The sequence below is a fragment of the Streptomyces sp. NPDC090106 genome, assembly GCF_044747265.1.
Lineage (GTDB): Bacteria > Actinomycetota > Actinomycetes > Streptomycetales > Streptomycetaceae > Streptomyces.
Map to the genome: position 1 here is coordinate 419,820 of NZ_JBIVDS010000001.1, position 19,886 is coordinate 439,705.

19 protein-coding genes are annotated in these 19,886 nt (G+C 72.4%); 13 read left to right on the forward strand and 6 right to left on the reverse strand.

Annotation, left to right across the window (positions count from 1 at the left end; all coding sequences use genetic code 11):
• Positions 1-35: 35 nt before the first annotated feature.
• Both malQ and ACIPSE_RS01940 read right to left on the reverse strand, forming a co-directional pair.
• Positions 36-2,102 carry a 4-alpha-glucanotransferase gene (gene malQ, locus ACIPSE_RS01935; RefSeq protein ID WP_401656335.1) on the reverse strand — a complete coding sequence of 689 codons (2,067 nt, stop codon included), beginning with the start codon at positions 2,100-2,102 and terminating at the stop codon, positions 36-38.
• Positions 2,103-2,336: a hypothetical protein gene (locus tag ACIPSE_RS01940; RefSeq protein ID WP_401656337.1), complete on the reverse strand. Its 234-nt coding sequence runs from the start codon at positions 2,334-2,336 to the stop codon at positions 2,103-2,105. It lies immediately after the preceding gene.
• 203 nt (positions 2,337-2,539) lie between these two features.
• Between ACIPSE_RS01940 and ACIPSE_RS01945 the strand changes: the two genes are divergently transcribed.
• Genes ACIPSE_RS01945 through ACIPSE_RS01955 form a run of 3 tightly spaced genes read left to right on the forward strand, consistent with a single transcriptional unit; the run spans position 2,540 to position 5,114 of the window.
• Positions 2,540-3,073 carry a PadR family transcriptional regulator gene (locus ACIPSE_RS01945; protein ID WP_401656339.1) on the forward strand — a complete coding sequence of 178 codons (534 nt, stop codon included), beginning with the start codon at positions 2,540-2,542 and terminating at the stop codon, positions 3,071-3,073.
• Entirely contained in the window at positions 3,070-3,759 is a 690-nt protein-coding gene (locus tag ACIPSE_RS01950; protein WP_401656341.1) for an ABC transporter ATP-binding protein, read from the forward strand. The genes ACIPSE_RS01945 and ACIPSE_RS01950 overlap by 4 nt, the downstream gene beginning before the upstream one ends.
• Entirely contained in the window at positions 3,756-5,114 is a 1,359-nt protein-coding gene (locus ACIPSE_RS01955; protein WP_401656343.1) for an FtsX-like permease family protein, read from the forward strand. Before ACIPSE_RS01950 ends, ACIPSE_RS01955 begins: the two co-directional genes overlap by 4 nt.
• A 55-nt stretch (positions 5,115-5,169) precedes the next feature.
• Here the strand turns inward: ACIPSE_RS01955 and ACIPSE_RS01960 are convergent, their stop codons facing one another.
• On the reverse strand, positions 5,170-5,706 hold the full coding sequence (locus ACIPSE_RS01960; protein ID WP_079308460.1) for an HNH endonuclease: 537 nt from the start codon (positions 5,704-5,706) through the stop codon (positions 5,170-5,172).
• Positions 5,707-5,998: 292 nt separating this feature from the next.
• Between ACIPSE_RS01960 and ACIPSE_RS01965 the strand changes: the two genes are divergently transcribed.
• Positions 5,999-7,078, forward strand: a complete 1,080-nt coding sequence (locus ACIPSE_RS01965) for a mechanosensitive ion channel family protein (RefSeq protein ID WP_401656345.1) — start codon at positions 5,999-6,001, stop codon at positions 7,076-7,078.
• A 567-nt stretch (positions 7,079-7,645) separates the two neighbouring features.
• Here ACIPSE_RS01965 and ACIPSE_RS01970 read toward each other — a convergent pair.
• Genes ACIPSE_RS01970 through ACIPSE_RS01980 form a run of 3 tightly spaced genes read right to left on the reverse strand, consistent with a single transcriptional unit; the run spans position 7,646 to position 9,080 of the window.
• A complete protein-coding gene (locus tag ACIPSE_RS01970) occupies positions 7,646-7,939 on the reverse strand; it encodes a hypothetical protein (RefSeq protein WP_401656347.1) in 294 nt (97 codons plus the stop codon).
• Complete coding sequence (locus ACIPSE_RS01975) at positions 7,936-8,481, reverse strand: hypothetical protein (protein WP_401656350.1); 546 nt, start codon at positions 8,479-8,481, stop codon at positions 7,936-7,938. The genes ACIPSE_RS01970 and ACIPSE_RS01975 overlap by 4 nt, the downstream gene beginning before the upstream one ends.
• Positions 8,478-9,080, reverse strand: coding sequence for a hypothetical protein (locus tag ACIPSE_RS01980; protein WP_401656352.1), 603 nt, complete (start codon positions 9,078-9,080; stop codon positions 8,478-8,480). The genes ACIPSE_RS01975 and ACIPSE_RS01980 overlap by 4 nt, the downstream gene beginning before the upstream one ends.
• A gap of 245 nt (positions 9,081-9,325) precedes the next feature.
• Here ACIPSE_RS01980 and ACIPSE_RS01985 point away from each other — a divergent pair, with 245 nt between their 5' ends.
• The 9 genes from ACIPSE_RS01985 to ACIPSE_RS02025 all read left to right on the forward strand — a co-directional run bounded on the left by ACIPSE_RS01985 (position 9,326) and on the right by ACIPSE_RS02025 (position 19,861).
• Positions 9,326-10,159 (forward strand): hypothetical protein, encoded by an 834-nt coding sequence (locus ACIPSE_RS01985; protein ID WP_401656354.1) that lies wholly within the window; start codon positions 9,326-9,328, stop codon positions 10,157-10,159.
• 197 nt (positions 10,160-10,356) lie between these two features.
• A complete protein-coding gene (locus tag ACIPSE_RS01990) occupies positions 10,357-11,547 on the forward strand; it encodes an ROK family protein (protein ID WP_401656356.1) in 1,191 nt (396 codons plus the stop codon).
• 100 nt (positions 11,548-11,647) lie between these two features.
• Positions 11,648-12,982, forward strand: a complete 1,335-nt coding sequence (locus tag ACIPSE_RS01995; protein WP_401656358.1) for an ABC transporter substrate-binding protein — start codon at positions 11,648-11,650, stop codon at positions 12,980-12,982.
• Positions 12,982-13,923, forward strand: a complete 942-nt coding sequence (locus tag ACIPSE_RS02000) for a carbohydrate ABC transporter permease (RefSeq protein ID WP_401656360.1) — start codon at positions 12,982-12,984, stop codon at positions 13,921-13,923. Before ACIPSE_RS01995 ends, ACIPSE_RS02000 begins: the two co-directional genes overlap by 1 nt.
• Before the next feature lies 1 nt (position 13,924).
• A complete protein-coding gene (locus tag ACIPSE_RS02005; protein WP_401656362.1) occupies positions 13,925-14,818 on the forward strand; it encodes a carbohydrate ABC transporter permease in 894 nt (297 codons plus the stop codon).
• A gap of 6 nt (positions 14,819-14,824) precedes the next feature.
• Positions 14,825-16,090 carry a 6-phospho-beta-glucosidase gene (locus ACIPSE_RS02010; RefSeq protein ID WP_401656364.1) on the forward strand — a complete coding sequence of 422 codons (1,266 nt, stop codon included), beginning with the start codon at positions 14,825-14,827 and terminating at the stop codon, positions 16,088-16,090.
• Positions 16,081-17,067 (forward strand): N-acetylglucosamine kinase, encoded by a 987-nt coding sequence (locus ACIPSE_RS02015; protein WP_401656366.1) that lies wholly within the window; start codon positions 16,081-16,083, stop codon positions 17,065-17,067. Before ACIPSE_RS02010 ends, ACIPSE_RS02015 begins: the two co-directional genes overlap by 10 nt.
• A 236-nt stretch (positions 17,068-17,303) precedes the next feature.
• On the forward strand, positions 17,304-18,764 hold the full coding sequence (locus tag ACIPSE_RS02020) for a hypothetical protein (protein ID WP_401656368.1): 1,461 nt from the start codon (positions 17,304-17,306) through the stop codon (positions 18,762-18,764).
• Between the two features lie 29 nt (positions 18,765-18,793).
• Positions 18,794-19,861, forward strand: a complete 1,068-nt coding sequence (locus ACIPSE_RS02025) for a glutamate ABC transporter substrate-binding protein (RefSeq protein WP_401656370.1) — start codon at positions 18,794-18,796, stop codon at positions 19,859-19,861.
• Positions 19,862-19,886: the final 25 nt, after the last annotated feature.

Genomic DNA, 19,886 nt, shown 5'->3' on the forward strand with positions numbered 1-19,886 from the left:
CACTCCTCGCCCGGACTCCCGCGGCCCTCCCCCGCTCACTCCCCCGCTCGCTCCCCCGGTCCGCGCAACACCTCCACCAGGGCGTGCAGCCGGGGTGAGGAGGCCAGTTCCTCCAGGGTGACCGGCTTGCCGTCGGCGTCGGCGACGGGCAGGCGCCAGTTCGGGTACTGGTCCCAGGTGCCGGGGAGGTTCTGCGGGCGGCGGTCGCCGACGGTGTCGGGCAGCCAGACGCCGACGAGCCGGGCCGGGGTGCGCAGCAGGAAGCGGTGGACGGCCTGGATCTCGGCCTCCTCCGCCGAGTCGCCGTGCCCGCCCGCGGTGCCGTGCAGCAGGCCGAGGCGGGACAGGAGTTCCAGCCACTCGCCGGTGTCGGCGGCGGCCTCGGCCCGTTCGACGGCCAGATCGCGGGTCAGCAGGTCGAGGCGGTGGCGGAGTTCGACGTGTTCGCCGGTGAGGCGGGCGGCGGTGGAGGGCAGGTCGTGGGTGGTGGCGGTGGCGAGGCAGTCGGCGCGCCACCGGTCGGGGGGCAGGGGGCGTCCGTCGCCGTCCCAGTCGCGTTCGAACCAGAGCACGGAGGTGCCCAGCACACCGCGTTCGCGCAGCGTCTCGCGGACGCCGGGTTCGACGGTCCCGAGGTCCTCGCCGATCACGACGGCCCCGGCACGGGACGCCTCCAGGACCAGGACGGCGAGCATGGCCTCGGCGTCGTAGCGGACGTAGGTGCCGTCGGTGGGCGCTTCCCCCTCGGGCACCCACCAGAGCCGGAACAGGCCCATGACGTGGTCGATGCGCAGGGCGCCGGCGTAGCGGAAGAGGGCGCGGAGCAGCTGCCGGTAGGGGGCGTAGCCGGACTCGGCGAGGCGGTCGGGGCGCCAGGGCGGCAGCCCCCAGTCCTGGCCGCGGGCGTTGAAGGCGTCGGGGGGCGCGCCCACGGACATGCCCGTGGCGAAGTACTGCTGCTGGGCCCAGGCGTCGGCGCCGCCGGGGTGGACGCCGACCGCGAGGTCGTGGATGACGCCGACGGGCATCCCGGCGTCGCGGGCGGCGCGCTGGGCGTCGACGAGCTGGCCGTCGGTGAGCCAGGCGAGCCAGCCGTGGAAGTCGACGCGGTCCATCAGCTCGGCGCGGGCGCGGGCGGTCCCGGCGGAGCGGGGGTCGCGGAGCGCGGCGGGCCAGCGGCTCCGGTCGGTGCCGTGGATCTCGGCGAGCGCGCACCAGGTGGCGTGGTCCTCCAGGGCCTCGCCCTGCTCGGCGAGGAAGTCGGCGTAGGCGGCTCGCCGGCCGGGGCCGAGGGGGACCTCGCGGACGAGTTCCAGGGCTTCCTTCTTGAGCTCCCAGACGGCGTCCCGGTCGATCAGCGCGCCTTTCTCCAGGACCGCTTCGCGCAGCAGCCGGGCGCGGTCGCCGAGGGCGCGCAGCCGTTCCCGGTCGGCGACCCGGCCGTACTCGGGGACGTCCTCGACGCGCAGGTGCACGGGGTCGGGGAAGCGGCGGGAGGAGGGCCGGTAGGGCGAGGGGTCGGTGGGGGCGCCGGGTACGCCCGCGTGCAGCGGGTTGACCTGGACGAATCCGGCGCCGAGGGCGCGTCCGGCCCAGGCGGTGAGTTCGGCGAGGTCGCCGAGGTCACCCATGCCCCAGGAGCGCCGGGAGAGCAGGGAGTAGAGCTGGACGAGGACGCCGTACGAGCGTTCCCCGGGGACGGGGAGGCGGGCGGGGGCGGCGACGAGGTGGGCCTCGGCGACGCGTCCGTCGGGGGCGTGGGCGGTGAGCCGGTGGACGCCGGGCGGGAGCTGTGCGACCGAGGTGCGGGTCTCGCCCTGTTCGGTCCTGACCCGGAGTCGGGTGCCGTCCGGGAGGTCGTCGAGCGCGGCGGGCGCGGCGCCGCCCCAGCAGACGACGGTGGGCGGCAGGAGGCGTTCGCGCAGGGCGTGTTCGCGGGCGGCGAGGGCCGCGGCGGGGTCGGAGACGTCGACGCCGAGGGCGGCGAGGGCGCGGGTGACGGCGGTGGCCGAGGCGGTGACGACGCGGTCCGGGGCGGGGCTGTAGGAGGTGGCGACGCCGTACAGCCCGGCGAGCCGGGAGAGTTCCTCGGCACCGGTCATCTACAGCTCCGCGCCGGCATCGGACTCGCTGGTCAGCGGGGCGGCGTCGGAGAGGGGCGGTTCGCTGGTCAGGGGCTCGGCGTCGGGCAGGGGCGGTTCGCTGGTCAGGGGGGTCTCGGCGCAGGCGCTCTCCGCGCTGAGGACGCAGTCGTACGCGGTGAGCGCCTCGGGTGCGGTGTCGAGCGCCCCGGGTTTGGACAGGGCCGAGAGCAGAAGGTGTGCCGATGCGGCCACGGGAGCCTCCTCATGTGGGGTGCGGTCGTCGGGTGCGGTAGTCGCAGCCCTACCCAGCGGGCGCGTGAGCAGACGTGCGGAGGGCGAGAACGTGCTTTTCGTCATGTTCCGGGGTGCGGGAACGGCCGTCCACCGAGATCACCCCTCTCACCCTCCCCTCCCACTATTCACTCAGTACATGTACTCGGTGCATACTGAGTCCCATGAGCACCCGCCACATCCTGCTGGGGCTGCTCGCCTCCGGTCCGAGCCATGGCTACGACCTCAAGCGACGCCACGACGAACGTTTCCCGCAGGCCCGCCCGCTGGCCTACGGGCAGGTCTACACGACCCTTCAGCGCCTGGTCCGCGACGGCCTCGCGGAGATCGACGCCACCGGCTCCGACGGCGGCCCGGAGCGCACGGCATACCGCTCGACGCCCGAGGGGACGGGTGAACTGGCCCGGTGGGCCGGGGAGATCACCCCGCCCGCGCCGTTCGTGGCCAACGAGATCTTCGCCAAGGTCGTCGTCGCGATCCTCTCCGGCGGCGACCCGGAGTCGTACCTGCTGGCCCAACGGGCCGCCCACATGGCGCGGATGCGGGAGCTGACACAGGTGAAGACCGCCGAGGGCGCCGATCTGGCGACCGTCCTCTCGGCGGACTACGCCCTCAACCACCTCGACGCCGACCTCCGTTGGATGACCACCACGGCGGGCCGGCTCACCACCCTGACCGCGGAGGTCGACTCAGCATGAGCAACCCAGTGCCGCTCCTCGCGGCCCGCGACCTCGTGAAGGCGCACGGCAGGACGGAGGCGCTGCGGGGCGCGTCGGTCGAGCTGCGGGCCGGGGAGATCCTGGCCGTGACCGGTGCCAGCGGCAGCGGGAAGTCGACGCTGCTGCACTGCCTCGCGGGCATCGTGCGCCCGGACTCGGGCTCGGTGGACTACGCCGGGGAGCGCCTCGACGCCCTGCCGGAGAAGCGGCTGAGCGAGCTGCGGCGCACCGAGTTCGGGGTGGTCTTCCAGTTCGGGCAGCTCATCCCGGAACTGACCGCCCTCGACAACGTCGCCCTGCCCCTGATGCTCGCGGGCAGCTCCCGCAAGGACGCCCGGGAGAAGGCCGGCGAGTGGCTGGAGCGGTTCGGTGTGCGCGGGCAGGAGGAGCTGCGCCCCGGCGAGCTGAGCGGCGGTCAGGCCCAGCGGGCCTCGCTGGCCCGGGCGCTGGTCACCGGCCCGCGGATCGTCTTCGCGGACGAGCCGACGGGTGCGCTGGACTCCCTGGCGGGCGAACAGGTCATGACGGCCCTCGCCCACACGGCCCGGGACCGGGGCACGGCGGTCCTGCTGATCACGCACGACGCCCAGGTCGCCGCGTACGCGGACCGCGAGGTCCGGCTCGACGACGGGACGACCGCGGCGGCCCGGAAGGTGACGGCATGAGGGCCGACGTACGGCTGGCGTGGCTGCTCACCCGGGGGTCGGACCGCCGGGAGTGGTGGCGGGTCCTGCTCACCGCGGTCGGCGCGGCCCTGGCGACCGGGCTCGGCCTGGTCGTCGCCGCGCTGGTGTCCCTGGAGGGGCAGCGCACGGTGCCGGTGGGCGGCGGGCTGCTGGACCGGCCGGGCACCCGGATCGGGGTGGTGGCCGCGCTGCTCCTGCTGTTCGTCCCGGTCGTCGGCTTCGTCGGGCAGTGCGCCCGGATCGGCGCGGTGCACCGCGACCGGCGGCTGGCGGCGCTCAGGCTGGCCGGGGCGACGCCCGCCCAGGTGCGGCGGATCGCGGCGCTGGAGTCGGGCCTGGCCTGCCTGGCGGGGTCGGCGGTGGCCACGGTGTTCTCCGTCCTGACCCTGCTGCGGCAGTGGCACCACCCCGCCCCCGTGGCCTGGGCGGGCATCGCGCTGGTGACCGTGGGGGTGCCGGTGCTGGGCGCGGTGGTGAGCACGGTGGCGCTGCGCCGGGTGGTCGCCTCGCCGCTGGGGCGGATACGGCGGGTGCGGCCCGCGGAGGGTCCGGGGCGGCTGTTCCGGGTGGCGACGACGGTGCTGGTCCTGGCGGTGCTCTCCATCGGGACCACGCCCTTCCACGACGTGCCCTTCGCGTTCGCGCTCACCCCGCTCACGGTGTTCACCGCGTGCCTGCTGGTCGGCGCGGTGGCGGTGTGGCTGAGCGGCGCCTCCGCCCGGCAGCTCGGCGAGGGGCTGGCCGTGCGCGCCAAGAGCCCGGCGGTGCTGATCGCGGCGGAGCGGCTGCGCGAGGACCCGTGGGCGGCGGCCCGTACGCATGCGGCGGTGCTGCTGGTGACGGTCGTCGCCTCGGGCTTCCTCGGGGTGCGGCAGGTGCTGCTCGCGGATCTGCACGCGGCGCGGCGCGAGGGCCGGCTCGGCATGGACCTCGGCTACTACACCGACGGCATCGATCTGACCGGGTCCGCGATCCTCGCCGCCCTGGTCCTCGTCCTCGTCGCGCTCGCCGTGGGCACCGCCGAGTCGGTCGCCGTCCGGCGGCGGGGTCTGGCCGCGCAGACCGCGAGCGGGGTGCCGTACCGGGTGCTGGCGCGGGCCACCCTGCTGGAGACGGCGATCCCGCTGGCCTCCGCGACCACGCTCGCCGGGCTCGGCGGTCTGACGATCGGCTTCTGGTACGCCGCGGCCACCTCGGAGCACGGGACGACGGTGGTGCCGTACATGGCGCTGCTGGCGCCGGTCGTCGTGTACGGGGCGTGTCTGCTGGCCGCGGCAGCCTCGCTGCCGCTGCTGCGGCGCGGGGTGCGCCCGGCGGAGCTGCGGTACGCGTGAGAGGGGTCCCGGGGGCACGGGGGACCCCCGGGACGCACGAAGGCCCGGATCGTCGTCAGGCTGAGATGCCGTCGATCCGGGCCAGGGCGTCGTCCGCGCCGTACGGCTGGAGGTACGGCAGCCAGCGCGGGTCCCGGTGCCCGGTCCCGATGATGCGCCAGGCCAGGCCGGTCGGTGGAGCGGGTTTGTGGCGCAGCCGCCAGCCGATCTCGAACAGATGCCGGTCGGCCTTCACGTGGTTGCAGCGGCGGCACGAGGCCACCACGTTGTCCCAGACGTGCTTGCCCCCGCGGCTGCGCGGGATGACGTGGTCGACGCTGGTTGCGACGCCACCGCAGTACATGCACCGGCCGCCGTCACGGGCGAAGAGCGCGCGCCGGGTCAGAGGAACGGGCCCCCGATAGGGAACCCGGACGAATCGCTTGAGCCGGACCACACTTGGTGCGGGGACTGTGACGGTCGCGCTGTGCATGAAGGCGCCGGACTCCTCAAGGCAGACGGCCTTGTTCTCCAGGACGAGGATGAGCGCGCGGCGGAGCGGTACGACGCCCAGTGGCTCGTACGACGCGTTGAGGACCAGGACATGCGGCACGGATGCCTCCTTGGGCGTCGGCGGCGCGTGGCTCGCGCCGGGACGATCTGTAGTCAGTCTCCCCTCATGCCTGGTCGAAGCGCCACCATCTCCCGGTAACGGGCTGGGAGTGTTTTCGACCACACCTGCGAGCACTGCTTTCAGCATCCCCAGGTGAGCACGGTCTCTCCCTCGAACATGGCGACGATCCACACACGCTGCACCGTTAGTGTGGTGCTTCCGCCGTCCGGTGACCTTTCCGTGACCTTGCCCGCCCCGGGCGGTGGACCCGTTCCACCTGGAGGTACCTGCCGTGTCGTTGTCCGCCGCCCTGCTGGCCGCCGCTTCGCCGTCCCCGACCCCGTCCGAGTCGACGTCACCCTCGGTGCCCTCGCTCCAGGACGCGCAGGAGAGCGCGACGAACGCCGCCAGCTGGGTCGAGGAGAACTGGTCCACCTGGCTGGCGATCGGTCTGCGCGTGCTGCTGATCCTGGTGATCGCGGCGGTCCTCAGAGTCGCGGTCCGGCGGGCGATCACCAAGCTCATAGATCGCATGAACCGCACCGCGCAGGCGGTCGACGGCACCGCGCTCGGCGGTCTGCTGGTCAATGTCGAGCGGCGCCGCCAGCGGTCCCAGGCGATCGGCTCGGTGCTGCGCTCGGTGGCCAGCTTCCTCATCATGGGCACGGCCGCGCTGATGATCCTCGGCACGTTCGAGATCAACCTGGCCCCGCTGCTCGCCTCCGCCGGTGTCGCGGGTGTCGCGATCGGCTTCGGCGCCCGCAACCTCGTGACCGACTTCCTCTCCGGCGTCTTCATGATCCTGGAGGACCAGTACGGCGTCGGCGACACCGTGGACGCGGGCGTCGCCTCCGGCGAGGTCATCGAGGTCGGCCTGCGCGTGACCAAGCTGCGCGGCGACAACGGCGAGATCTGGTACGTCCGCAACGGCGAGGTCAAGCGGATCGGCAACCTCTCCCAGGGCTGGGCCACCGCCGGGGTCGACGTCACCGTCCGCACCTCCGAGGACCTCGACAAGGTCAGGGCGACGATCGACGAGGTCGCCGAGCGGATGAGCAAGGAGGAGCCCTGGAACGAGCTCCTGTGGGGGCCGATCCAGACCCTGGGCCTGGACAGCGTCCTGCTGGACACGATGGTCGTCCGCGTCTCCGCCAAGACGATGCCCGGCAAGGCCCTCACCGTCGAGCGCGAGCTGCGCTGGCGCATCAAGCACGCCTTCGACGCGGCGGACATCCCGATCGTCGGCGGCCCCGCGGTCGCGGCGGACGCCCCGGCCGAGGCCGACCCCACGGCCGGCATGGCGGCCCCGTCGGTCTTCGCCAACGCCTCGTCCCCCCAGGCCCAGGCGGCCACCCCACTGTCCCAGAAGTAGCCCCGCCCGACGGTTGGGGCCGCCGAACGAGGCATGACCGGCCAGGCCGGCCACCGGTCCGAGGCGCACGGGGCCGACCGACCGGCCCAAGGCCGGGGCAAACCGCCCGCTCGTGGTCGACAGCAGCAGCCCGCCGCCGCTGAGCAAGGCATGACCGGTCAGCCGCCGCAGCAGGCGACGCAATCAGGACGGCTGCCGGCCCGAGATCCGCGATGAGGCGGGCAGCAGCCGTCCGCCGCCGGACGACGCAGTCAGGGACGGCTGCCCGCCCGAGGCCCGCCAGGAGAACGACCGACCGGGGCGGCTGCCGGCCGGCGGTCGTTCACCGCCGACGACACGGACACGCACGCCCGGCCGTCGCAACCGCTGAGCGAGGCCCGCCCCGGCAGGCGGCGCAGCAGCCGCCGCAGCAGGCGGCGCGGTCAGGACGGCTGCTGGCCCGAGGCCCGCGAAGGGGCAGCCGACCGGCCCGGGTCCGGGGCGGCTGCCGGACGGCGTGCGTCCCGCCGTCGACGGCACGCACGCGCGTGCCCGGCTCCCGCAGCCCCCCGAGCAAGGCGTGGCCCGTCAGGCCTCGCCTCGGCGGGTGGCGCGTGTCCGGATTCCGCGGCCCCGGGCCAGGTGCTGGAAGACGAGGCCGAGCAGGAGGAGTCCGAGGGCCGGGTGCGGGAGTTCGTCGAACACGGGCAGGTGTCCCAGGCCGATGAGGGCGAGGCACACCGCCCATCCGCTCATCCAGCGGGGCCGGGCGCAGGACTCGGGCCACAGGGGCCACCGTCCGGTCACCAGGGTCCAGGCCGCCGCGGCCGGCAGGACGACGCCGAGGACGACCAGCGACCGTTCGCAGACCTCGCCGATCACGGGTCGCCCGTCAGTTCCAGCGCGACCGCGACCTGGCACAGCGCCGTGAACGCCGCGCCCCGGCGCAGGCCCGCGACACCGAGCAGCCGCTCGCCGTCGCGCAGGTCGAGAACCACCGTCCCGGCGTCGGCGTCGAAGGCGAGCGAGCCCCAGACGGAGCGGTCGGAGCGGCCCGGGCGCCAGCGGAACCAGATCTCCTCCCGGCCCTTCTCGGCGACGAGGGAGGCCCGTTCACCGGCGGCCAGCCGGTCCCGGACCCGCGTCTGCCAGCCGTCACCGGGGTCGCGTGCGCGCAGCAGGCGGATCTGACGGTCGGCCAGGGCGCCGACGGTGAGGACGATCCCGGCGCCCCGGGCCCGGCGCCGCAGCAGCACCACGGCGAGCACGGCCGCGCAGAGACTGACGCCGCCCCAGCCCACGAGCATGCCGCCCAGGTCGCCCCCGGAGAATCCCTCGTCCAGCAGGTTCATGAGGAAGACCACGGCCATCGGCGGGAGCAGGTAGCCGGCGAAGTGCCACCAGCAGGTCAGCAGCAGCTTCACGCGCCACCCCCGCAGGCCAGTCCGTAGGCCTCCAGGACCCATTCCTCCGCTGTCTCCGACCTGGGGTCGTGACCGCACTTCAACGAGGTCCCACTGGTGCCGTACCAGGTGCTGACGCTGCCGTACACGGTCGAGCCGTCGCAGTCGGTGGCGAAGGTCGCGTCGACGGCCCGTACCCCGGAGGCGAACACGAACCCGCCGGAAGCGCCGAGGGAGTCGGCGAAGTTGTCGCGCTCGCTGGTCGCGGACGAGGTGCCGGGCCTCTTCAACACGTCCTCGTAGTCGGGCCCGAGGTGCTTCTCCAGGGACGCGAAGACCGCCTTGGCCGACGGGCCCTGCCCACTCGTCTCGACACGGGGTTTCACCTCCCGCACCCGGACCGGAGGGAAGCGGACTTCTCCGTCCTCCTCGCCCACCTCGACGACCGGCGAGACGGCGATCAGCGTCTGTTCCTGATCCACCCTTCCCCACCGAAGGTCCCCGCAGGTCACCTTGGCGACCCGGGCCACCGCCACCGTGTCGTCGCCGCCCACCCGGCAGCCCGTGAGGGCGGTCGCGGCGAGGCAGACCGCGAGGGCGCGTCGTGCCGAAGTTCCCATTCCCGCCCTCCTGTCCGATTTCTACGTCCGCAGCGGGATACAAGAGCAGGAACCTGTGAAGAACACCCTCTCCACCTGCGGAAAGCGTGATCGTGATGAACTCGTGACGCCTGTCGGCGAATTAATCCTCTTCACAGGCCGCCCCACTTCCCTTCACCTGATCTCCCGCCTACGTTCGATCTTCCGGTGGGCCCGTGTTCTGGAGCGCAACGCCCGGGGGCCCACCGCCGAATGTGGGGAGACACATGAGAAAGCTCGCCATCGGCGCCGCACTGTCCGGCGCCCTGGCCCTGTCCGCGCTGGCCGTGCCCGCCGCCCAGGCCGCGACCCCGGACCTCGTCTTCGCGGACGTCACCGTCAACAAGGGCAAGGCGATCACCGTCGGTACGACCAAGGAGGTCGTCGTCCCGGTGTCGTACACGCTGACCCGGCCGTCCGGTCTGGAGATCGACTACAAGACCAGCGCCGCGGGCGTGATGCTCTACCGCGGCAGCCTGGCGACCCCGGCCAACGAGATCGCCGACGACGCCTCGCCGTCCTGCACCACGACGGCGACGACGGACACCACCGTCACGCAGGCGTGCACCGACACCCTCACGCTCGACCCCTCGTGGAGCCTGTACGAGGCCGCGGACGCCACGACCTGGAAGGTCGGCGGGTACTACGGCAGCATCACCGCCGACCTCGACGACTCCGACGACCACGTCAGCCTCGAGTACGGCGCCGCCGCCTGGGGCAAGTTGGGCACCGCGCAGATCAGGCGCGCCGCCAAGGTCACCGTCAACGCCTCGCCGGAGCCGGTGAAGAAGGGGAAGACGATCACCGTCAGCGGCAAGCTGAGCCGCGCCGACTGGGAAGCCGGGAAGTACTCCGGCTACGTCTCCCAGAAGGTCACCCTCCAGTTCCGCGCCAAGGGCACGAGCGCCTACAGCAACGTCAAGGGGGTCACGTCCTCGGCCGGCGGTGCCCTGAAGACCACGGTGAAGGCCACGAAGGACGGCTACTACCGGTACGTCTTCGCGGGCACGTCGACGACCGGCGCCGCCACGGCCGCCGGTGACTTCATCGACGTGAAGTAGCCCCGGCAGCCTCTTCCGCCGCCCCCTCAGGTAACGACTCCGTTTCCTGAGGGGGCGGTTCGCTGTGCCCCTCTTGACTCCCCACAGGTCCAAACCTATGTTCCCTGCATCCGATAGGAAACATTCCTAACAGTCACCGCCTGATAGTCATGGCCTGGTAGTCATGTCCTGACCGTCGAGGGAGAGAGGGGGAGCACATGGCCGGCACCCCGCGCACGCTCCGCGCCATGAACGACCGTGCCGCGCTCGATCTCCTCCTGGAGCACGGCTCGCTCTCCCGCACCCGGATCGGCAAGCTCACCGGGCTCTCCAAGCCGACCGCCTCCCAGCTCCTGGCCCGCCTGGAAGCGGCGGGGCTGGTCCTCGCGACAGGCACCACCGAGGGCCGTCCGGGCCCCAACGCCCAGCTCTACGAGGTGAATCCGGCCGCCGCGTACGCCGCGGGCCTGGACGTCTCCCCCGAGCGCATCCTCGCCGCCGTCGCCGACGTCACCGGCCGCACGGTCGGCTCCTACGCACTGCCCACCCCCGGCCGCCACCACCCGGCGGTCCAGCAGGTCACCGACGCCCTCGACGGCGCCCTGAAGGCCGCCGGCCGCACCCGGGGCGATCTGCACCGGCTGGTCGTCGGCACCCCCGGCGCCTTCGACCCCGGCACCGGCCGGCTGCGCTACGCCTCGCACCTGCCGGGCTGGCACTCGCCGACCCTGCTCGACGAACTCGCCGCGGCGCTGCCGATGCCGGTCGACTACGAGAACGACGTCAACCTCGTGGCGGTGGCCGAGCAGCGGCTCGGCGCGGCCCGGGGCCACGACGACTTCGTCCTGCTGTGGAACGAGGGCGGTCTCGGTGCCGCGCTCGTCCTCGGCGGGCGACTGCACCGCGGCTGGACCGGCGGCGCCGGCGAGGTCGGCTTCCTGCCCGTGCCCGGCACCCCACTGGTCCGCCAGGTCACCAAGGCCAACAGCGGCGGCTACCAGGAACTGGCGGGTTCACAGGCCGTGCCCCGGCTCGCCCGTGAACTGGGCATCGAGAACATCCCCCCGGGCCCGGCCGCCGAGGCCGCCGCCGTACTGCTGGCCCGGGCCGCCGCCCATCCCGAACTCCCCGCCCATCAGGACCTGCTGGAGACGTACGCGACCCGGCTCGCGACCGGTCTCGCCTCCCTCGTCTCGGTCCTCGACCCCGAACTCGTCGTCCTCAGCGGCGCCTCCCTCACCTCGGGAGGCGAGCCCCTGCGCGCCCTGGTCCAGTCCGAACTGGCGGAACTGGCCGCGGCCCGGCCCCGGCTGCTCGTCGGCGACGTACACGAACACCCCGTGCTGCGCGGCGCGTTGGAGAGCGCGCTCGCGGCCACCCGCGACGAGGTCTTCGACACCTCCCGCTGACCCCGCCCTTCGTCCCTCACCCCTCACGCCTCACGCCTCACCCCTCCGCAGAACTCCTCCGCAGAGCACACCCGTTTCGTCGCCCCCAGGAGATTCAGTCATGCCTCAGCACGCCCGAATAACGGCTTTCGCCCTGATCGCGACGGCCGCCCTCCTCACCACCACCGCCTGTACCGGCCAGTCCGGCTCCGGCGCGGACGACGACGCCTCGGCCGAGACCACCCTCAACTTCTGGCACGCCTGGAGCGCGGACACCGAGGTGGCGGCCGTCAAGCAGCTCGTCGCCGGCTTCGAGAAGGCGCACCCCAACATCCACGTCAACGTCGTCGGCAACATGACCGACGACAAGATCAACCAGGCCCTGCGCACCGGCGGCGACAAGGCCCCCGACGTCATCTCGTCCTTCACCACCAACGCCGTGGGCAAGTTCTGCTCCTCGGGCGCCCTGGTCGACCTGAACCCGTTCTTCGAGAAGTCGGGCATCGACCCCGCCAAGACGTTCCCGGCCGCGATGAACGAGTACACCCAGTACGACGGCAACCGCTGCGCCGTCCCGCTGCTCGGTGACGCCTACGGGCTCTACTACAACAAGACGGCGTTCGAGAAGGCCGGGATCGACGCCCCGCCCAGGACCTGGTCCGAGTTCGAGAAGGACGCCAGGAAACTGACGGTCGCGCAGGGCGACTCGTACGAGCAGCTGGGGTTCATGCCGAACTACCACGGCTGGGAGAGCACCACCGAGCACTACCTCGGGCAGTTCTCACCCACGTACTTCGACTCCAGCGGAAAGTCGGAGCTGGCCGAGGACCCGGCGTTCAAGGAGATGTTCACCCTCCAGAAGAAGCTCGTCGACGACCTCGGCGGCTACCGGAGGCTGGAGAAGTACCGGGCCACCCTGGGCGACGAGTGGGGCGCCAAGCACCCCTTCCACACCGGCCAGGTCGCCATGCAGCTCGACGGCGAGTGGCGGCTGGGCATGGCCCTGGACACGAAGCCGGACTTCGAGATCGGGGTCGCCCCGCTGCCCGTGCCCGACGACCGGGCCGACGAGTACGGCAAGGGCTACATCACCGGCACGATCGCCGGTGTCGCCGCCAACAGCGGCAAGCAGAACGCGGCCTGGGAGTTCGTCAAGTACATCACCACCGACACCGACGCGGTCGTGGGCTTCTCCAACGAGATCCACAACGTGCCGTCCACGCTGGCGGCCCTGAAGTCGCCGAAGCTGAAGTACGACCCCCGCTTCAAGACGTTCCTGGACATCGCGGCGAACCCGAAGTCGACCTCGGCGCCCGCCTCCGTCAACGGCGGCGTGTATCTGACGACGATCCAGGAGCTCGGATACGGCTACGAGAGCGGCAAGATCACCGACCTCGACAAGGGTCTCGCCGACGCGGCGAAGCAGATCGACACGGACATCGCGCAGGCGAAGTGATGGCCGCCGTCACCCTGGCGTCGAAGCGCCGCCGGTCGGCGCTGCGCACGATCGCCTTCCTCTCGCCCTGGCTGATCGGCTTCACGGTCTTCTTCGCCTATCCGCTGCTGTCCACGGTCTACTTCTCCTTCATGCACTACGACGGCTTCAAGCCGGCGACGTGGAGCGGGACGCAGAACTGGACCTATGTCTTCGAGCACTACCCGCTGTTCTGGCCCGCCCTGCGCAACACCCTGTGGCTGGTGGTCGTGATGGTGAGCCTGCGGGTCCTGTTCGGGCTCGGGATCGGGCTGCTCATCACGAAGATCAAGACGGGGACCGGGGTCTTCCGCACCCTGTTCTACCTGCCGTACCTCGCGCCGCCCGTGGCCGCCACCATGTCCTTCGCGTTCCTCCTCAACCCCGGTACCGGGCCCGTCAACTCGGTCCTGGAGAAGATCGGCGTCCCGGCGCCGGGCTGGTTCAACGACCCCACCTGGTCCAAGCCCGCCCTCACCCTGCTCGCCCTGTGGGGCATCGGCGACCTGATGGTCATCTTCATGGCCGCGCTGCTCGACGTGCCCAGGGAGCAGTACGAGGCGGCCGAGCTGGACGGGGCGTCCGCCTGGCAGCGGTTCCGGTTCGTGACGCTGCCGAACATCTCACCGATCGTGATGTTCGCGGTGGTCACCGGCGTGATCCAGACCATGCAGTACTACACGCAGCCGCTGATCGCCGGGAAGGTCGCCTCGGGGGTGATCCAGGGCGCGGGCACCATGTTCGAGCCCGGCTACCCGGACAAGTCGACGCTCACCCTCCCCCAGCTCGTCTACAACCTCGGCTTCCAGCGCTTCGACTACGGCTCGGCCTGTGTCGTCGCCCTGGTGCTGTTCGCCCTCTCCATGGCCTTCACCGCGTTCCTGATGCGACGCCGCGGCGGTCTCCTCCAGGCAGGTGACTGACATGACCCAAGTACTGGACCGTCCGCTGGAGTCGAGGCAGGACCCCGCGGCGCCCGCGCGTGCGGCCCGCCGCCGGGCCGCCCTGGAATGGGTCGCGGTGCACTCCCTCGGGATCGCCGCCGCCCTCTTCTTCACCCTGCCGTTCGTGTTCGTGTTCCTGACCTCGCTGATGAGCGACACGCAGGCGCTGAGCCGGGACCTGGTCCCGCACACCTGGGAGTGGGGCAACTACCGCAAGGTCTTCGACACCCCGGGCTTCCTCACCTGGTGGCGCAACACGCTGGTCTACGCCGGGCTCGGCACGGCCTTGACGGTCGTGTCGTCGCTGCCGGTGGCGTACGCGCTCGCCAAGTTCCGCTTCCGGGGCCGCAATCTGCTGCTGATGCTGGTCATCTCGATGATGATGCTGCCGCCGCAGGTCGTCGTCATCCCCATGTACCTGTTCTGGGCCAAGCAGCTGGACCTCTCGGGCACGCTGTGGCCGCTGATCGTGCCGATGGCGTTCGGGGACGCGTTCTCCGTGTTCCTGCTGCGCCAGTTCCTGATGACGGTCCCCAACGAGTACGTGGACGCGGCGAAGGTGGACGGCTGCGGGGACCTCAGGACCCTGCTCAGGGTCATCGTCCCGATGGCGAAGCCGGGCATCGCGGCCGTCGCCCTGTTCCAGTTCTTCTACGCCTGGAACGACTACTTCGGACCGCAGATCTACGCCTCGGAGAACTCCGGCGCCTGGACGCTCAGTTACGGCCTGGAGTCCTTCAAGGGCATGCACCACACCGACTGGAACCTCACCATGGCCGCAACCGTGCTGGTCATGGCCCCCGTGATCCTCGTGTTCTTCTTCGCGCAGAAGGCGTTCGTCGAGGGCGTCACGCTCACCGGAGTAAAGGGTTAGCCGCATATGAAACTCACCGTGGTCGGCGGAGGCTCGACCTACACCCCCGAACTCGTCGACGGCTTCGCCCGGTTGCGGGACACCCTGCCCATCGGGGAACTCGTCCTCGTCGACCCGGCCGCCGAACGCCTGGACCTGGTGGGCGGACTGGCCCGCCGGATCTTCGCCCGGCAGGGCCACCCCGGGCGGATCACCACCACCGCCGACCTGGACGCCGGCGTCGAGGGCGCCGACGCGGTCCTCCTCCAGCTCCGCGTCGGCGGCCAGGCCGCCCGGCAGCAGGACGAGACCTGGCCGCTGGAGTGCGGCTGCGTCGGCCAGGAGACCACCGGCGCCGGAGGGCTCGCCAAGGCCCTGCGGACCGTGCCCGTGGTGCTGGACATCGCCGAACGGGTCCGGCGCGCCAGCCCCGACGCCTGGATCGTCGACTTCACCAACCCGGTGGGGATCGTGACCCGCGCACTGCTCTCGGCCGGACACCGGGCCGTCGGGCTGTGCAACGTGGCGATCGGCTTCCAGCGCAGGTTCGCCGCCCTCCTCGGCGTCACCCCCGCCGAGGTCCATCTGGACCACGTGGGCCTCAACCACCTGACCTGGGAGACCGGGGTGCGCGTCGGCGGCCCCGAGGGCAAGGACGTGCTGCCCGAACTCCTCGCCGCGCACGGCGAGTCGATCGCCGCGGACCTGCGGCTGCCGCACACCCTGGTGGACCGCCTGGGCGTGGTCCCGTCGTACTACCTGCGCTACTTCTACGCCCATGACGCGGTGGTGCGGGAGCTGCGGGAGAAGCCGTCGCGGGCCGCCGAAGTCGCCGCCATGGAGGCCGAGTTGCTGCGCATGTACGGCGACCCGGCGCTGGACGAGAAGCCGGCGCTGCTGGCGAAGCGGGGCGGCGCCTACTACTCGGAGGCGGCCGTGGACCTCGTGGCGGCCCTGCTCGGCGGCGCGGGAAGCCCGTACCAGGTGGTGAACACGCTCAACCGGGGCACGCTGCCGTTCCTGCCCGACGACGCGGTGATCGAGACCCAGGCGGCGGTCGGCCCCGGCGGTCCCGTGCCGCTCCCGGTGCCCGCCGTGGACCCGCTGTTCGCGGGCCTGATGGCGAACGTCACCGCCTACGAGGACCTCGCCCTCGGGGCCGCGCTGCACGGCGGTCGGGACCGGGTCTTCAAGGCCCTGCTCGCCCACCCCCTGATCGGCCAGTACGAGAACGCCGACGCGCTGACCGACCGTCTGGTCGCACACAACCGGGAGCACCTCGCGTGGGCCTGACCGAACCCGCCCGCACCGCGAGCGTCCTCGCCGTCGACGCGGGCAACAGCAAGACCGACGTCGCGGTGGTGGCGGCGGACGGCACGGTCCTCGGCACGGGCCGCGGCGGCGGGTTCCGGCCGCCCGCGGTGGGGGTGCGGCAGGCGGTGGACGAGGTGGCGGCGGCGGTCGCCGAGGCGTTCGCCGCCGCCCGCGTCACCTCCGTCACCCATGTCTCGGCCTGTCTCGCCAACGCCGATCTGCCGGTGGAGGAGGAGCAGTTGGCGGCGGCGCTGGCGGACCGCGGCTGGGGCGGATCGGTCGAGGTCCGCAACGACACCTTCGCCGTCCTGCGGGCCGGTGCCGCCGAGCCGCGGGGCGTGGCCGTGGTGTGCGGCGCGGGCATCAACTGCGTCGGCATGCGGCCCGACGGGCGCACCGCCCGCTTCCCCGCGCTCGGCCGGATCTCCGGTGACTGGGGCGGCGGCTGGGGGCTCGCCGAGGAGGCCCTGTGGTGGGCGGCGCGGGCCGACGACGGGCGCGGGGAGCCGACCGAGCTGGCCCGGACGCTGCCCGCGCACTTCGGGCTGGCGTCCATGTACGCGCTGATCGAGGCGCTGCACCTGGAGCACATCGGGCACGCCCGGCGCCATGAGCTCACCCCGGTGCTGTTCGCGACGGCGGCCGGCGGGGATCCGGTCGCCCGCGCCCTGGTGGAGCGGCTGGCCGACGAGGTGGTGACCATGGCGGCGGTGGCGCTGACCCGGCTGGAGCTGCTGGACGAGGAGACCCCGGTCCTGCTGGGCGGCGGCGTCCTCGCGGCCCGGCACCCCCTCCTGGACGACGGGGTGCGGCGCCTGCTCGCGGAACGCGCCCCCAAGGCCGTACCGCGGGTGGTGACGGCGCGTCCGGTGTTGGGGGCGGCGCTGCTGGGGCTGGATCGCACCGGAGCCTCCGCTGAGGCGCAGGAGCGGTTGCGGGACCACTACGAGCAGTGAGAACGCCCTGTCCCGGGCCCGCCCCTGGCCCTGCGGGCATCCCACCCCCGAACCTGGAACCGAACAGATTCTCCCCGCGTGTGAATGGGCAGGGGGTGGTGGTGCGGGCCGTCGCGGTGCGCCGCAGTGCCGGGCCGCACGCTGCGATCCGATCAAGATCCAGTGAAGGCCGGTGACGTTCGTCGGTCCCGGCGGTGATACTTGCGGCGACGGATGACCATGGGGGAGGTCAAACAGTGACACACCCGCCGAAGAGCAGCGCGGCGCCACCCGCACCGGGCGGCATGCCCACGATGCCGGCCGTGCCGCCGCAGCCCGGGATCCGGGCCGACGGGACCCCCACGCCCGGGCCCGCGCCGCAGGAGCCGCGCCGTACCGCGTTCGCCGAGGGGCTGGACCGGCTGCGGGCCGCGGCCGTCACCGAGCCGGGGCGGCTGCGGATCATCGGCGCGCTGATCGCCGCGCTCGTCATCGCGTTCGGCGCGGTGACCGCGTGGCAGACCACGGAACGGGCCGCGGCGGCCGACGACGTGCTGCACAAGAGCCAGCCGCTCAGCAGCGCCGCCGCCGACATCTACCGCTCCCTCGCCGACGCCAACACGGCGGCCTCCAGTGGCTTCCTCGCCGGCGGCCAGGAGACCCCCGCCTCCCGGCAGCGCTACGAGAAGGACATCGACCTGGCGGCGGGCGGCCTGGTGAAGGCCGCCGCCAACTCCGACCCGGGCTCCTCCGCGGCGGCGACGGTCACCGAGCTGAACCGGCTGCTGCCCGAGTACAAGGGCCTCATCGAGCGGGCCCGCACCTACAACCGCCAGGGCTTCCCGGTGGGCGGCGCGTATCTGCGCTACGCCAACGAGAAGATGCAGGACGACATGCTGCCCAAGGCGCAGGCGCTGTACGACAAGGAGAACCAGCGGCTGCGGGCGGACTACGACGACGCGACGCCCTACCCGTGGGCGGCGATCGCCCTCGGCGTGTTCGCGCTGGCCGCGCTCGCCTGGGCCCAGCACCGCAACTACCGCCGCACCAACCGGGTCCTGAACCACGGCCTGGTCGCCGCGACGGCCACCGCCGCGGTCGTCCTGCTCTGGCTGGTCGTCGGCCACACCGTCGCCCGCGCGGGCCTCAACGCCTCCTACGACCACGGCGTCCGCTCGCTGAACGTGCTGCACGACGCCCGGATCGCCTCCCTGAAGGCCCGCGGCAACGAGAACCTCACCCTGGTGTCCCGCGGCGCCGAGACGGTCACGGTCAAGGACGAGCAGGGCGACGAAAAGGTCGTGGACGCGTACGACCAGGACTTCAAGACCAATATGAAGATCCTCGGCAAGGGTCTGGCCGAGGCCGCGAGGCTGGCCGACGACGACCCGGGCAGGAAGCCGGTCGCCGTCGCCGAGAGCAGCATGACGGAGTGGCAGAAGCGGCACACCGAGGCCCGCGAGCAGGACGACAACGGCGCCTACGAGACCGCGCTGAACCTGGTGATAGGCGGCAAGGAAGCCACCGGCGCGTGCTTCGACAACGTCGACGAGAGCCTCGCCCAGGCGCTCACGCACGAGGAGGCCGAGTTCCAGCGCTCCGCCGGTGACGGGCTGGGAGCGATGACCGGACTGCCGGTGGGCGCGGCCGTCCTCGCCGTGCTGGGCGCGGCGGGCGCGGTCCTCGGCATCGGGCGCAGGCTGTCGGAGTACCGGTGAGGGGGAAGTCGGTGGGAGGGGGCGTGACGATGTACGCACGACGTGTGCGGTCCGGGCTGAAGGGCTGGGGCGGCGTGGCGGCGATGGCCGTCGTCTGCGCCCTCGCGCTCGCGTTCGTCCTGCTGCTGCCGGTGGCCCGGTCCGCCGGCGACGAGCCGGGCACCGGCGGGCCCGGGGTGGCCCGCGGCAGCCAGGCGCGGGCCGAGGACGGTCCCTGCGAGAAGGACCCGCGGATCGCGAAGGCCCCGGAGGCGTACACCCTGTCGCCGTCGGGTGCCGACGGCGACACCATCAAGAAGATCAAGGCCCGCACGGGCGAGCAGCGCAAGCTGATCGTCGGCGTCGACCAGAACAGCTACCGATGGGGGTACCGCAACCCCAACAGCGGCCAGAGCGGCGGCACGCTGGAGGGCTTCGACATCGACCTCGTGCACCGCATCGCCGAGTCCGTCCTGGGCGACCCGGACGCGGTGCTGTTCAAGGCGATCCCCACCAACCAGCGCATCCCGGCGCTCCAGGAGGGCCGGGTCGACATGGTGGTCCGCACGATGACCATCAACTGCGACCGGCTCTCCCAGGTCGCGTTCTCCGCCCCGTACTTCAAGACCGGCCAGCAGGTCCTCGCCCCCAAGTCCTCGACGATCAAGGGCTACGACGGCACGCTCGCCGGCAAGAAGATCTGCACGGCGAAGGGCTCGACGGCCAACTCCCAGCTCACCGAGGACCAGCAGGCCGGGAAGCTCGCCGCCTCCGCGGATCTGTCGACGGTCGTCCCCAACCAGCTCGACTGTCTGGTCCGGCTCCAGCTCGGCGAGGTCGACGCGGTGGTCACCGACGGCGCGCTCGCCGCGAGCCAGGCCGCCCAGGACCCGACGGTCAGGCTCCAGGGCGACCCGTTCACGACCGAGTACTACGGCGTGGCGATGAACCTGAAGGCCGACGATCTGGTACGCCGGGTCAACCAGATCCTGGCGGACTACCGCAAGGACACCGCGGACGGCTGGCAGGCGTCGTACGACAGGTGGCTGTCGGCGACACTGGGGACGGAGTCCGGCACGTCCGAACCGCCTCCGCCGGAGTACTTGCGCCAGAGCTGAGGTACCACTTCACAGAGCACGTGCA